Annotated in this window: 16 protein-coding genes; 5 read left to right on the top strand and 11 right to left on the bottom strand. The window is 70.1% G+C overall.

What is annotated here, in order from left to right; all coding sequences use genetic code 11:
* Positions 1–60: 60 nt before the first annotated feature.
* The 3 genes from ACSHV8_RS11620 to ACSHV8_RS11610 all read right to left on the bottom strand — a co-directional run bounded on the left by ACSHV8_RS11620 (position 61) and on the right by ACSHV8_RS11610 (position 2649).
* Entirely contained in the window at positions 61–1293 is a 1233-nt protein-coding gene (locus tag ACSHV8_RS11620; RefSeq protein ID WP_436532201.1) for an RNA polymerase sigma factor, read from the bottom strand.
* Complete coding sequence (locus tag ACSHV8_RS11615; protein WP_436532199.1) at positions 1290–1613, bottom strand: YciI family protein; 324 nt, start codon at positions 1611–1613, stop codon at positions 1290–1292. The genes ACSHV8_RS11620 and ACSHV8_RS11615 overlap by 4 nt, the downstream gene beginning before the upstream one ends.
* Before the next feature lie 94 nt (positions 1614–1707).
* Positions 1708–2649, bottom strand: coding sequence for a hypothetical protein (locus tag ACSHV8_RS11610; RefSeq protein WP_436532197.1), 942 nt, complete (start codon positions 2647–2649; stop codon positions 1708–1710).
* A gap of 144 nt (positions 2650–2793) precedes the next feature.
* Between ACSHV8_RS11610 and ACSHV8_RS11605 the strand changes: the two genes are divergently transcribed.
* Complete coding sequence (locus tag ACSHV8_RS11605) at positions 2794–4203, top strand: hypothetical protein (RefSeq protein ID WP_436532195.1); 1410 nt, start codon at positions 2794–2796, stop codon at positions 4201–4203.
* On the opposite strand, the gene ACSHV8_RS11600 is transcribed toward ACSHV8_RS11605, so the two are convergent.
* Complete coding sequence (locus ACSHV8_RS11600; RefSeq protein WP_436532193.1) at positions 4196–5077, bottom strand: LysR family transcriptional regulator; 882 nt, start codon at positions 5075–5077, stop codon at positions 4196–4198. The two genes, ACSHV8_RS11605 and ACSHV8_RS11600, sit on opposite strands and share 8 nt — an antisense overlap.
* A gap of 56 nt (positions 5078–5133) precedes the next feature.
* Between ACSHV8_RS11600 and ACSHV8_RS11595 the strand changes: the two genes are divergently transcribed.
* Positions 5134–5559, top strand: coding sequence for a VOC family protein (locus ACSHV8_RS11595; protein WP_436532191.1), 426 nt, complete (start codon positions 5134–5136; stop codon positions 5557–5559).
* 43 nt (positions 5560–5602) lie between these two features.
* Here ACSHV8_RS11595 and ACSHV8_RS11590 read toward each other — a convergent pair whose 3' ends face one another.
* Positions 5603–5860: a hypothetical protein gene (locus ACSHV8_RS11590; protein ID WP_436532189.1), complete on the bottom strand. Its 258-nt coding sequence runs from the start codon at positions 5858–5860 to the stop codon at positions 5603–5605.
* Between the two features lie 95 nt (positions 5861–5955).
* On the opposite strand from ACSHV8_RS11590, the gene ACSHV8_RS11585 reads away from it, so the two are divergent.
* Positions 5956–6954, top strand: coding sequence for an RNA polymerase subunit sigma-70 (locus tag ACSHV8_RS11585; protein ID WP_436532187.1), 999 nt, complete (start codon positions 5956–5958; stop codon positions 6952–6954).
* Positions 6951–7322 (top strand): DUF6069 family protein, encoded by a 372-nt coding sequence (locus ACSHV8_RS11580; RefSeq protein WP_436532185.1) that lies wholly within the window; start codon positions 6951–6953, stop codon positions 7320–7322. The genes ACSHV8_RS11585 and ACSHV8_RS11580 overlap by 4 nt, the downstream gene beginning before the upstream one ends.
* Here ACSHV8_RS11580 and ACSHV8_RS11575 read toward each other — a convergent pair.
* Complete coding sequence (locus ACSHV8_RS11575) at positions 7313–7900, bottom strand: TetR/AcrR family transcriptional regulator (RefSeq protein WP_436532183.1); 588 nt, start codon at positions 7898–7900, stop codon at positions 7313–7315. The two genes, ACSHV8_RS11580 and ACSHV8_RS11575, sit on opposite strands and share 10 nt — an antisense overlap.
* An 83-nt stretch (positions 7901–7983) precedes the next feature.
* On the opposite strand from ACSHV8_RS11575, the gene ACSHV8_RS11570 reads away from it, so the two are divergent.
* Entirely contained in the window at positions 7984–9435 is a 1452-nt protein-coding gene (locus ACSHV8_RS11570; protein WP_436532181.1) for an MFS transporter, read from the top strand.
* A 92-nt stretch (positions 9436–9527) separates the two neighbouring features.
* On the opposite strand, the gene ACSHV8_RS11565 is transcribed toward ACSHV8_RS11570, so the two are convergent.
* The 5 genes from ACSHV8_RS11565 to ACSHV8_RS11545 form a co-directional block, all read right to left on the bottom strand.
* Positions 9528–10100, bottom strand: coding sequence for a DUF305 domain-containing protein (locus ACSHV8_RS11565; protein ID WP_436532179.1), 573 nt, complete (start codon positions 10098–10100; stop codon positions 9528–9530).
* 54 nt (positions 10101–10154) lie between these two features.
* Positions 10155–11456, bottom strand: a complete 1302-nt coding sequence (locus ACSHV8_RS11560) for a primary-amine oxidase (protein WP_436532178.1) — start codon at positions 11454–11456, stop codon at positions 10155–10157.
* A gap of 17 nt (positions 11457–11473) precedes the next feature.
* Positions 11474–12205: a hypothetical protein gene (locus tag ACSHV8_RS11555; RefSeq protein WP_436532176.1), complete on the bottom strand. Its 732-nt coding sequence runs from the start codon at positions 12203–12205 to the stop codon at positions 11474–11476.
* A 346-nt stretch (positions 12206–12551) separates the two neighbouring features.
* Complete coding sequence (locus ACSHV8_RS11550) at positions 12552–12905, bottom strand: hypothetical protein (RefSeq protein WP_436532175.1); 354 nt, start codon at positions 12903–12905, stop codon at positions 12552–12554.
* 18 nt (positions 12906–12923) lie between these two features.
* Positions 12924–13598, bottom strand: coding sequence for a hypothetical protein (locus ACSHV8_RS11545; protein WP_436532173.1), 675 nt, complete (start codon positions 13596–13598; stop codon positions 12924–12926).
* Between the last annotated feature and the right edge of the window lie 6 nt (positions 13599–13604).

Below are 13604 nucleotides of genomic sequence, written 5' to 3'. Positions count from 1 at the left end.
CGACAGGATAGGACGAAGTCGCCAGTCCGTGGTGGACGATCCTTTCCGGCCGGACCCCGATCAGGCCAGCTGATCGCGCCGGCGGGTCAGGTGGGCGGCCTCGGCCGAGTTGGCGGTCAGGGCGATCGCGCGGTCGTAGGCCGCCCGGGACTCCGCGCTGCGGCCGAGACGGCGCAGCAGGTCGGCCCGGGTGGCGTGGAAGATGTGGTAGCCGTCCAACCGGTCGGCGATACGGTCCACGACGGCCAGGGCCACCTCCGGGCCGTCCAGCTCGGCGACCGCCACGGCCCGGTTCAGGGCCACGATCGGCGACGGATCGAGGCGCACGAGCTGGTCGTAGAGGGCGACCACCTGGGACCAGTCGGTGTCGCGGACATCGCGGGCCGACGTGTGGACCGCGTTGATCGCGGCCAGGATCTGATAGCGGCCCGGCGCCACGCCGGCGGCCAGGCGCTCACGGACCAGGCCGTGCCCCTCGGCGATCAGCGCGGTGTCCCAGGCGCCGCGGTCCTGCTCGCCGAGCACGACCAACTCACCCCCGGCCGAGAGCCGGGCGGCGCGGCGGGCGTCGGTGAGCAGCATCAACGCGAGCAACCCGGCCACCTCGCCGTCGCCCGGCATCAACCGGCGGACCAGCCGGGTGAGCCGGATCGCCTCGGCGGTCAGATCATGACGTACGGGATCGGCACCCGAACTCGTCGTCAGATAGCCCTCGTTGAACACCAGGAACAGCACCGCCAGCACGCCGTCCACGCGCACCGGGAGATCCTCCTCGGACGGCACCCGGTACGGAATCCGAGCCGCCCTGATCTTGGCTTTCGCGCGGGTGATCCGCTGCTCCATGGCGGTCTCCCGGACCAGGAAGGCGCGGGCGATCTCGGGCACGGTCAGGCCGGCCACCATGCGCAGGGTCAGCGCCACCCGGGCCTCCGGGGCGAGCGCCGGGTGACAGCAGGTGAAGACCAGCCGGAGCCGCTCGTCCTCGACGGCGCCGATCGGCTCGGGCGGCTCGTTGTCGTACACGATCAATGCCTCCCTGTGCTTGTCGTCGCGCTTGGCCTCACGGCGGAGCCGGTCGATGGCTTTGCGGTTCGCGGTCGTGGTCAGCCAGGCGCCCGGATTCGGCGGCACACCATCGGCCGGCCAGCGTTCCACCGCCGTCGCGAACGCCTCCGCGGCCGACTCCTCGGCAATGTCCAGATCACCGAACCGTCTGGTCAGTGCGGCGACGACGCGAGCCCACTCCTGCTGGTGAGCCCGCGCGATCACCGCCCGCACGTCGAAGTCGCTCAATGGAGTGGACGCACCTCGACCTTGCGGTTGCACGCCTTCGACCCGTCGGCGGCCAGCTTGAGCGCCACGTCCAGGTCCTCGGCCTCCACGATCCAGAAACCGATCAGGTACTCCTTGGTCTCCACGAACGGCCCGTCGGTGATCAGCCCGGCCCCGTCCCGGTTGTCGATCGTGGTGGCCATGTCGGGCGTGGTCAGCCCGTTCGCGTAGACCCAGTACCCACCGGCCTGAAGCCCGGCGTTGAACACGTCGATCGCCGCGTCCTCGGCCGGGGTGGACGGCCCGGTCCCATCATCGATCACGGAAAGCAGATATTGCATCGCGCTTCATCTCCCATGGCTCGCGGCGCCCGTCCCGGGCAGCCTCTCACCCGAGCTACGAACGCCGACCGGCCGACCCGACAACCTCACCCGACTATTTTTCGGCCATCTCCCGCAGGAACCGCTCGACCGCCGCACGGGCCTCCACCGCGTCGGCCGACAACGCGGCCCGCGCGTCGGCCAGATGCCGGACCGGATTGCCGCGATCATCAGCTGATCGCCGCAGCCGGTCGATCGTCCCGGCGGTCCGCTCGCAGAAATGCTCCCGCACGGCCGCGATATAGGCCAGATACGCCTGGAACTGCTCGACGAGCGCACCCTTGGCCGGATCGTCCGAAGGCGGCGCGTCGCGGGCATAGTCCCGGATCGCCGTCGCGGTCAGACTCAGACGCCGGGCACCGACGAACCATCGGACGAGCCCCGCCGTGACCGAATCCGGCTGCTCGGTCAGCCGGAGCGACTGCGCGTGCGCGACCGAATCGACGTCCCGCCGGACCAACTCGGCGGCCAGCTCGGCGAAATCGGTGACACCCCGATGGGCGGAGACGTCGTAGAGGACACGCACGATCCGATTCAGGTCCCGGGGCAGACCCCCGGAAAGACAATGACAGAGCCAGATGTACGGCTCGGGCAGGCGCAACACCCGCTGCACCAGCAACCGCCGGGTGTCCGCCAGGTCGAAGCGCCGCAGCGTGATGACATCGTCGAACGCCGTGTCGAACGTCGTCCGCGCCGACAGCGCCCGCCGGGCGAAACTCGACAGCGCGTCCTCGGAGACCGCCACCAGGAACACACAGCCGTCCACCCCGAAAACGGTCTTCACCTCGTTGAGGAACTGCTCGGCCTGCTCAGCGCTGGAGATCTTGTCCAGTTCGTCGATGCAGATCACCACCCGGGCATACTTACGGCCGGTGCGGGTGCGCAGGTCGAGACCGACCAGGCCGAGGAACTCCTGGAAGTCGCTGACCAGCTGGGGGTAGGCGCGGATCTGCTCGGCGCGGGCCCGCGCCATCGTGCCGGTGACGACAGGCATCATCGCTTACGGTTACAGCGACGTCACTCGAACTCTCGGAGGATTTGCCGCCCTCCCTGGCCGATTCCCCGAACGCGAGACGGTCACGCCGCCGGCAGCCTGAATGCGGTCGCTCAGGTGGCCCGGACGGCGGCACAATCTCACCCCGTGAGGAATCTGATCAACCGGGTCTGGCGTCGGCTGGGGTGGGCGGCCGACGAGCGTTCACCTCGGCCGGTGGACCGGCGGCTGGCGCTGGCCCGGATCGGTGACGGGGGCGCGATTCTGGCTCTCGCGGCCGATGAGGACGAGAACATGCGGGGTGCGGCCCTGGACGTGCTCGGCGGGATCGCGGCTCCTCGGTGGCCGGCCCTTGACCAGGCGCTTCGGTATTCGCCGGGCCGGGTGTGGGACATCTCGGACACGTTGCGGCTGGTGGTGCAGGCTTGTCACCGCGACGGGCGGGTGCGGGAGGCAGCGGTGGTGCGGCTGGCCGGGCGGTCGGAAGCGGCCGTGGTGGCGGTGCTGGCGTTGCGGGCCGGGGACTGGGTGCCGGAGGTTCGGCGGGCCGCTCGGTCGGTGATCGCCGGCCGGGAAGCGCTGCCGTTCGTGGCGTTGGCGTTCGTGCTGGGTGGACGGCGTGAGGGTGCCTGGCTGGTCTCGCATGTCGAGGCGTCCATGCGGGACATGCCCCTGGACGAGTTGATGCGGGCGCCGGATCGGCGGGTTCGGCGGGCTGCCTGCCGGACGGCGATCGCGGCCGGGCGGTGGGATCAGGAACGCCTGGTGGAGGCCGCGGTCCGGGACCCCGACCTGGTGATCCGGACCATGTGTGCGCGTGCTGCAGTGGCGGGGGCCGACGTGGCGCAACTGCGGGCGATGGCGGCCGGGCGTACCGCGCTGGTGCGGGCAGAGGCGGTTCGGGCGCTGGTCGCGCGGGGTGAGGTCGTCGAGGCGGCGTTGAGCGACCGGAGTTCGCGGGTTCGGGAGATCGTTCAGACCGCGGACTCGGCCGTTTACTACCGCCGGCTCATGGAGCTCGTGCCGGCCGAGCCGTCGATCATCGCCGGGCTCGGTGAGACCGGTGGGCCTGAGGACGCTGAACTGCTGATTCGAGGGCTCGCGCATCCGTGGGCGCGGGGGCGGGCCGAGGCGGTCCGGGCCTTGCGGCGCGTGGGTGTCACCCGCGCCGAACTGTTGGTGCCGTTGCTTCGGGACGAGTCGGCCGCGGTCACTCGGGAAGCGGTTCGGTCGCTGCGCCGTGAGTTCGTGGACCCCGAGGTGCTGGGCTCGTTGCTCGGCCAGGGGAATCCGGCGCATGTTCGGTTCGCCGGGTTCGGGCTGCTGACCGGTGGTGACGTCTGGGAGCGGCTGGCCACGGACCTGCGGGTGATCGACGACCCGGATCGGCGGTTGCGGGCCGCGGCGCGCTCCGATCTCGCGGCCTGGCTGCGCTCGGAAGCCGCGACCAGCTACGGGCGGCCCGGAGCTGGATTCGATCAGCTGATCGAGCGGGCGCGGCCGGCTCTCGGGGACGACCGGGTGCGGCTGCTCCGGTTCCACGCCGGGCTCACCTGACGCTGTCGGCGGCGGCCCGGACGAACTCCAGGACCCAGGCGGTGGTGTTCGACTCCAGCCAGACCGGGCCCCGTTCGATCGGCGGGGCGTCGCGGATCGGGACGTAGGCGATGTCCGGTCGCGGGTGGTAGCGCTGGGTCTGCTCCCCCACCGGCAGCACGCCCCTACCCATCGCGACCAGGGACAACATCTCGGAGAAGGTGGTGCCGGGCGGGCCTTTGGGGACGGGACGGCCTGACGGCGTACGCGAAGGGGTGCGATTTTTCTTGAATTCCTCGGACGTCATCTCGGGATACTGGATCACCGGGTGATCGGCGAGGACCTCCAGGGATACGGACTTCTCGGCGGCCAGCGGGTCATCGGCGGGGACGGCCAGGAGGCGGCGCTCGGTCATCAGGATCGGGCCGTTGGCCATGCCGTCGAACGGGAACGACGCGATCAGGACGTCGATCGAGCCGTCGACGAGGCTGGCACGCGAGTTGTAGAGCTGGACCTCGCGGACCTCGACGTCGCAATCGGGGTGGCGGGCAGTGAAGAGGGTGACCGCTTTTGACAGGACCGGGGCGACATATTCGCCGAGGAACGCGACCCGCAGGCGGCCGGTCACCCCGCGGCCGGCGGTGATCGCCCGCAGCAGCGCGGCATCCATCTGCTCGACCAAGGGCGTCAGGTCCTCGGCCAGCCGGCGGCCGATGGCGGTGATGGTGACGCGGCGGCTGGTGCGTTCGAACAGTGGGGCGCCGACGTGTCGCTCCAGCTTCTTGATGACGTGGCTGATCCGGCCGGTGGTCACGCGCAGGCGTTGCGCGGTGCGGCCGAAATGCAGTTCCTCGGCGAGCGTCAGGAACGTCTCGACCTCGTGCCGCTCCAGCAAGACGCCGCCCTTCGTTGAATCCGGGTCAACGATCGTACGCGAATCGGGTCTTGGTCTTGATCCTCGGCCGGGGAATCGTGAACGGCATGAACACGAATGTGGTGCGGGTGACCGCCTTTGATCATGTGGTTCTCAAGGTGGCGGATGTGGAGCGGGCGCTGGGGTTTTATTGCGGGGTGCTCGGGCTGGCGCCGGTGCGCGTCGACGAGTGGCGGGCCGGTCGGGTCGGGTTCCCGTCGGTGCGGGTGAGCGCGGACACGATCATCGATCTGGTCGGCAAGCCGCGCGGAGAGTCGAACATGGACCATCTTTGCCTGGTGGTCGAGCCCCTGGAATGGGAGGCGGTGATCGCGTCCGGGGTGTTCACCGTGCTGGAGGGGCCGGTGGGGCGGTTCGGGGCGCGCGGGGACGCCGTGTCGATCTACGTCCGGGACCCGGATTCGAACACGGTGGAGCTGCGCTGGTATCCGCAAGACCGCTGACGCCTCGTCGAGCAGAGCTTCGAGAAAGTCGTCGTTGCGCTCGTCACTCTCGTGCGGTGTATCCATCGGCGACTCTGCGCAGATAGTCGGCGATCACCGGGTCGGCCGAAGAACGTTCGGCCGCGATGCGGAGCAGGATCTCGCGGAATTCGGGTGCGTCTTCGGCGGACAGCTCGCCCAGATAGGCGCCCATCGCCTGCTGGACCTCGACCGCGAAATCCGGATCGACCTGGTCCGCCGGCGCGTGGTCGAGCATGTCGAAGGCGCAGATCATGGCCACGATCACCGGATCGAAGTTCATGGCGCCATTCTCGCCGGTCGGACCGCGGTGATGAGTTGCCGGGGGCTTGGCCGTCATACCTGTTGTCGGGATGTGACGAGGCGGAAGGATGGCGCATGAGTACGGATACGCGGCGGGAAGGCCTGGACGTGAGCAACCTGGATGAGGTCGACGAGCCGGCGTTCGCCGGGCTGGCCGAGCGGCACCGGCGGGAGCTGCACGTCCACTGCTACCGGATGCTCGGATCGTTCGAGGACGCCGAGGACACCGTCCAGGAGACGTTCCTGCGGGCGTGGCGCCGGCGGGAGACCTTCGAGGGCCGGTCCACGTTCCGGGCCTGGCTCTACCGGATCGCCACCAACGCCTGCCTGGACCTGCTGGGCAAGCGGCGTCCCGAGCCCGCGTCCGGCGGGGAGGTCCGCTGGCTGCAACCCTATCCGGACCGGCTGCTCGACGAGCTGCCCGCGGCGGACGGGGACGAGCCGGAGGCGGTGGCCGTCGCCCGGGAGACGATCGAGCTGGCCTACCTGGTCGCGGTCCAGCATCTCGTGCCGCGGACGCGGGCCGTGCTGATTCTGCGGGACGTGCTCGGCTGGCCCGCCAAGGATGTCGCCGACCTGCTCGGGGATTCCGTCAATTCGGTGAACAGCGCGCTGCAGCGGGCCCGCGCCGGCATGCGGGAGCACCTGCCGGCCGAGCGGCAGGACTGGGCCGGCAATCAGGAAGACCCTAGGACCCGCGATCTCGTTCGGCGTTTCACCGACGCCAGTGTCGCCACCGACGTCCCGGCGCTGGCCGCGATGCTGCGCGACGACGTCCGGGCTTCGATGCCGCCGACGCCGGGACTGCGCCTCGGCCGTGACGCGGTCGTGCAGGACTGGGTCCAGGACGGCTTCGAGGGCATGACCGGTCTGCGCGGTGTCCCCACGTTCGTGAACCGGCAGCCGGCCGTCGCCTTCTATCTGTGGCGCGAGCAGGAGAACGCGTATCTGCCGCTGACCCTGGACGTGCTGCGCGTCAGCGACGGGGTGATCACCGAGCTGTTCACGTTCGACGCCGACCGGTTCGCCGGGCTCGGGCTGCCGGAGCGACTGCCCGCGGACGGCACGGAGTGACCCGGGCCGCCATCGGTGCCACGGTCGCGGCGGTGGTGGTCACGACCCTGGCCGCCGCGCTGGCCCGGGCCGCCGGGGTGGACTTCGAGGTCCCGGACGGCGGCGAGACGATCCCGGTGCCCGGGTTCGCGGTGGTGACCGGGTTCTTCGCGGTGCTGGGCGTGGTCATCGCGGTCGCGCTGCGGCGCTGGAGTTCGAACCCGGCCCGACGATTCCTGTGGATTGCGGTGCCGTTGACCGTGATCTCGCTGGTCCCGCCGTTGCTGGTCGGGGCGAACGGCGCCACGATCGCCGCCCTGCTCGGGTTGCATCTCGTCGCCGCCGCGATCATGATCCCCGCCCTGACGCGGGCCCTGCGTCAGGCGTAGACCAGGCGCTGGATGGCCTCGGCCAGGTCGGCGACCGCCGCCTCCAGTTCCTCGTCGGTGGCCCGGGCCAGGTGCTCGTAGCGGGCGTCCCGGATCGCCGAGATCATCTCGGCCAGGCGGGGGGCGGCGATGGCGGTGGTCGCCACGCCCCGCTCCTGGTCGCGGCGGATCTTGTCGGCGGCCCGTTCGTCGTAGCGGGCCTTGACCCGGGCGGTGAACTCGCGCAGCTCACCCGACGTGGGCGCGCAGGCCAGGATTCCGGCGTGCTCGCGCCACAGCCGGGCCGAGACCCGCAGCTGGTCGCGCAACAGCTCCGGCGACGGGCCCGTGCTGTCGAACCAGACGTGGGAGTCGCCGAGTTCATCCCAGAAGTTCGCCATCAACGCGGTGAGGACCGCGGTTTTCGTACGAAAATAGAAGTAGAACCCGGTCCGGGAGAGCCCGGCCGCCCGGGCCAGGTCGTCGATGGTCACCGCGTCGTAGGGCTGCTCGGCGAACAGTCGCCGGGCTGCCTCGAGAATCGCGGCCTCGCGCAGGTCGCCCTTGGACGGGCCGGTGCGCCGCCTGCTCTCACCCATGATCAACCACCCTACCGGTGTGATACTCGACGCTTGACGGGAAAATTCGACGGTACGTCAACTTTCCGCTCTAGCATGACGGCGTGACACGCCCCGTACGCCCGGCGCTGCTGCTTCTTGCGGCCGCGGCCGGCAGTTTCCTGCTCTCCCTGATCCAGTCCGTGCCGGTGCCCGTGCTGCCGCAGATCGCGCAGCAGCTCGGCGTCGACGCCACCACCGTCGGATGGGTGACCACCGCGACGCTCCTGGCCGCTTCGGCCTGCACTCCCCTGCTCGGCCGTCTCGGGCACGTGCTCGGCATCAAGCCGGTCTTCGTGGGCACCCTGGTCCTGACCCTGATCGGCAGCGTCCTCGCGGCGACCGTGCACGACATCGGCTGGCTGATCGCCGCCCGGATCCTGCAGGGCACCAGCTTCGGGCTGTTCCCGCTCGGCATCAGCCTGCTCCGCCACGAACTGCCGGCGAACAAGCTCACCAACGGCATGGCCGTGGTCGCCTCGACCCTCGGCGTCGGCGGTGGTGTCGCCCTGGTCGCGGCCGGGCTGCTCACCCAGGACGGCGCCGACTACCGACGGGTGTTCTGGCTGTGTGTGCTGATCAGCGCGCTGGCACTGGCGCTCTCGCTGACCCTGCCACGGCGGGCCGGGGCCGGCGGCAAGGTCGACCTGGTCGGCGCCGTCGTGCTCTCGGCCGGGCTGGTCAGCCTGCTGCTGCCGATCTCCCAGGGGCACACCTGGGGCTGGAGCTCGCCCCGGGTGCTGATCCTGTTCGCGGCGGCCGCGGTCATCCTGACCGGGTTCCTGCTGCTCGAACGCCGTCTGGCCGCGCCGCTGGTCTCGGTCGAACTGCTGCGCCACCGGCCGATCCTGATCACCAACCTGGCCGCGATGGCGGTCGGGTTCGCGATGTTCGCGCTGCAGCTGGCCACCAGCTACTTCGTGCAGAGCCCGCGGGCGTACACCGGGTTCGGGTTCACCGCCACGGTGCTGCAGACCAGCGTGGTCTTCCTGCTGCCGGGAGCCGCGGCCAGCATCGTGGTCGGCCCGCTGGCCGGGCGCCTGGTCGGGAAGATCGGGCCGCGGCTGGTGCTGGTGCTGGCCTGCGGGATCGCCACCCTGGCGACCGCGTCGCTGGCGTTCCTGCACGACAGCAAGGGCGCGGTCATCGCCGCGTTCGTGGTCGCCAGCTGCGCCATCGCGATGGCCTACGCGTCCATGCCGGCCCTGCTGGTGCTGTACGTGGACCCGCACGACACCGGCATCGCCAACTCGGTCAACTCGATCATGCGGACCATCGGCGGGACGATCGGCAGCGCCCTGGTGATCACCATCCTGGCCGGTCAGACCCACCTGGTGGGGACGGTGGCGCTGCCCACCGAGAACGCGTACCGGATCAGCTACGTGCTCGGCGCGGCCGTGTTCGCGGTCGGCGGCGCCCTGGTGCTGCTGTTCATCCGCCGCACCCACCCGGTCGCCGCCACCCCGGCGCCGGCCGCCGTTCCGGCCCCGGCCGTCCCCCAGCCGACCGGCGCCTGACGGTCGCCCCTCGGCCGGCTGTCAGGGGTGTCTCGGCACCGCGGAGGCACCCCTGACGACCAGCCGGCGGCCCGGCGCCGGAGCGAATGGTCTCAACCGGTCTGCGGCTGCTGCAGCAGTGCCGTCATGGCGTCGTTCTCCGAGGTCTGCTCGTTGACGACGTGTTTGGCCAGGGTGTGGATGTAGGGGTTGCCGGGCGGGCCGTCGAGCAGTGACCGGGACATCGTGATCGCGCCGCGATGGTGCTCGATCATGAGTTGCAGGAACACGGCCGGTGCGTGCTCGCGGTCGGCCCGGTCCAGGTCGGTCAGCTGGGCCGCGGTCAGCATGCCGTGGGCCGCGCCGTCGTCGGCCGGGTCGGCCGGGGGCTCGTTCCAGGCGGTGAGCCAGTCGTTGGTCTGGTCGATCTCCTGCTGCTGGTCCTGGATGACGAACTCGGCGATCAGGCGGACGCGTTCCGGGACTGCGCCCTTGGCGATCAGGGTGCGGCTCATCGCGACGGCCTGTTCGTGGTGGCGCACCATCATCTGGGCGTAGTGCACGTCGATGCCCGAGGGCGACGCCGGAGCCGGCTCGGGCGGTGGCGGATCCCCGCCGCGCGTCCAGACGACGATCACGCCGGTGGCCGCCAGGACCAGGGCCGCGGCCAGGTGACGAACGTTCACGGAGGTCCTTCCGGGGATGGCCGGCCCGGTCGCCCCGGGCCGGCCATGTGCGGGTCAGTCCTGCGGGTACTGGTTGCCGTTCACGCCCGTACGCCCGTCGGGGGTCAGAGGGTTCATCTCGGTGAAGTCGCGCGGTACGAGCTCGAAGCCCTGCCAGTGCATCGGCATCGGGCTCTGGTCCTCGTCGCGGGGCACGTGGTGGAATCCGACGCGGACCCAGGCGACCGGGTCGGTCAGCTTCTGCTTGTTCTTGACGAAGTCGACGACGGTCTGGATGTCCAGCGGGCACTCCGGGTCGGAAGCGTTGTCACTGGCCCACTTCTCGCACGGGTCCTTCTGGCTGAAGGTGACGTCCGGCTTGGTCTCCGGGTGTCCCTCGTACTTGTCGCCGCCGGTGGTCACGATCTCGTACGAGCGGGCGTGCCCGTCGGCGTTCTTGCTGGTCGGGCTGACCAGGCGCCACCACCGCTGGTTCACCTTGGTGAACGTGCCCTCCTTGGCGATGGCCGTACGCGACGTCTTGAGCTTGGCCGTCATGCTGCCGCGCCCGTCGGTCGTGGTGTCGTACTGCTCGACCTGCTCGCCGCCCTTGCCGGCGATGTTGAAGTCGACCCGCCAGAACGCGTTGTGGTAGTGCATGGTCGCGTAGTCCTTGGCGCCCTTGCCGATCGGCCAGCCGTTGCTGGCCACCGAGTACTCGTTGGGGGCCAGGTCGCCGGTCGCGCCGAGCCGGGCCGAGATCTGCCCGTCGTCGTGCAGCCGGTACTCGGTGACGTACTCGTACCAGCCGAGCTTGCTGATCGTCCGCAGGACCAGGTCGTGGCCCTGCTGGGAGTAGATGGTGTCCTTCGGCTGGTCGGTGGTGTCGTCCCACTCCTGCTCGTGCAGCCGGTAGGCCAGGCCGCGCGGCTCGGCGCTCACGCAGAGCACCTTGCGCTGCTCCGGTTCGCCGCTGCCGTCCGAGCCGACCCGGATCGAGCCGCCCTTGCAGTCGTCGCCGGTGAGCGTCTCCATGTCGTACCCGCCCATGCCGATGGCGGTGAGGTCGTTGTACTCGGTGTCACCGTTGTCGTAGGGCACGTTGAGCTGGGCCAGCCGGATCGAGTCGAGCACCTGCACCGGTGTCGGGTACCGCTTGGTGGCGACGAAGACGTGGTCCAGGACCAGCCCGGCCTTGTCGTTGATGCGCCAGCACATCTGCCAGGTCGTGCCGTTGGGCAGGGTCTCCTTGACCATGGCCGAGGCGCCGCAGGGTGTCGCCGCCGCCGGGGCCGCCTGGGCGGCGACGGGCACGGTCGCCGCGAGCGCCGCCGCGGTCACCAGTGCGGCCGCTCCCGCCATCATTCGGTACGTCATGGTGGTGCGCTCTCCGCTCACTTGAGGCGGGCGACTGTGCGCCCGGACAGGTCGACGACGATCTCGGTCACATTGATGAAGTGACCGTCGGCGGTCTTGACGATCAGCTGCACGCAACGGCTCTTACCGCACTGGTTCGCACCCTGGTCGGCCGGTTTCGCGGTGTAGATGTGCGCGATCGGCTCGATCCCGTCGGTGCCGTTGAACGTCTGGCCGGTGGCCTTGCGATAGGCCTCCTTGAAGTCGGCGCTGAGCGGATTCGCGACGAACAATTCGAGCGCGACCTTCGCCTCCTGCGGCGACGCCGGTGGTTGCATTCCGGCGGCCGAATAGGATTTCGCCAGTTTGCCGGTCTTCAGGTCGACGACCTGCTTGAACAGCTTCTCGGATTTGTAGTCGTAGTAGTACAGCTCGGCCTGCCGGCCGCCGTCCGCGTCCAGTTCCGCGGCCAGGTACTCCGGACCGGCTTTTCCGGTCACGTCCTGCGCGTCCGCGGCCAGCTGCGGGGTCAGCGCGGCCGCCCGGGCCTTGTCGACCTCGCCGGTGGTCAGCGGATCACTTCCGGTCCCGGTGGCGGCCTCGGGGACCGGGCTCGGGTCGGACACCCGGGCCTGGTCGGCGGCGGCCGCCGGGCTGGCCGGCGGTGTGCTCGGCGTGGCGTTGGCCTGCCAGGAGGCCAGGCTGAAGGCGGTCACGGCGGTCACCGACGCGATGCCGAGCCCCCACCCCCACTTTCGATATCGACCCACGGTCAGTATTCCTCCCCGTCGATTGGCGATGCGCGCAGACCCTCGCAAATAGACGGTGAAATTCATGTGAGGTGGCGAGAATTCTTTCCGTTAGCACACCCACGCCAGTCAACCTGACATTTTCCTAACAATTAAAAGACATTGCCTGCGTACGGCGTCGGCCGGCATTCGTATCCACGATTGCGAGGAATGCTGTTGACAATCATGATGACCGAAGTCGACACACGAACGCCCCCGCTCGCCGGGGCGGCGAACGGGGGCGGGGCGGGACTTCAGCGGGATCCGGCCGGGCTCATCGCCGTACGGGAAACCGCTCTTGATCGTGACGTTGAGACGCTCGCACGGCTCACACGGCGATCGGGCGGCTCAGCACCGAACCCTGGGTCGACGCGGCGGCGCCGACCGGCATCAGGGCGTTGACCGCGTCGCCGTCGGCGCTGGTCATCGTGTTGGCGGCCGTGCGGGTGTTCACGCCCAGCGCGTCCACCTGCACGGCGACACCCTGGATCCGCGGGTTCCAGGAGGTCGTGTAGTTCTCCACGGCCAGGCTCAGCACCGCGTCACCGACCTGCGCGGACGTCTCGCGCAGGGTGGTGTCGGCCTGGGTCCCCCAGGACTGCCACTCGGTCGAGGTACCGGCCGTGCTCGTGCCGGCGGCGACCACCACCGGCGGGTGCAGGTCCACATAGTTGTCGGCCATCGTCGTCCTCCTCCTCGGTCAGGGCTTGTGCTGCGCCCAGTCGGCGCAGGCGGCGCCGTACTCGGCCTTGCGGTCGGGGTCGGGGTCGAGGCGCCGGTCGGCCAGCCAGCGCATCCCGCCGTCGCCGGTCTGGACGTTCTCCATCTCGTACGACTCGACCTCGCCCCGCTCCTTGCGGACGCCGGGATTCTTCTCGCTCGCCCGGTGCCAGTAGCCGACGTCGGTGCAGAACGTCACGACCGAACGGTCCACGCCGGTCTTCTCGACGTTCATGACCTTGGCCCAGATCGGACCGACCGACGGATCGGAGTCGGCCGAGGTCGTGGCGAACGGCGCCAGGACCTTCGTGTAGTACCGGTCGGTGAAGACGTACTTCCCGAGCGGGATCGCCGAGGTCCAGTCGGCCTCCTGGTACAACCAGTAGCTGTAGGCCAGGCTCCGCCGGGCGGCCAGGACGTCGTCGACGTCCGGCACCCCGGCCAGCTCCCAGGAGATCGGCAGCTTCGCGGTGCCGTTCATCGGCACCTTCCGGTACGCCTCGTCGAAGGTCATGGACGACCCGTCGGCACCGGCCGGCGCGCTCGGAGCCGGCTTGTCGGGCGGCGGGTCGTCGCCGGAGCAGCTCACCATGGTGAGACCCATCGCCGCGGCAACGACCGCCGCGGCGAGCACCTTCAGCCGGGGCAACCCCACACCAAC

The organism is Actinoplanes sp. HUAS TT8 (assembly GCF_051380535.1).
Lineage (GTDB): Bacteria > Actinomycetota > Actinomycetes > Mycobacteriales > Micromonosporaceae > Actinoplanes.
Note: the sequence above shows the minus strand (reverse complement) of the source record. Positions and strands in the feature narration are given on the sequence as shown.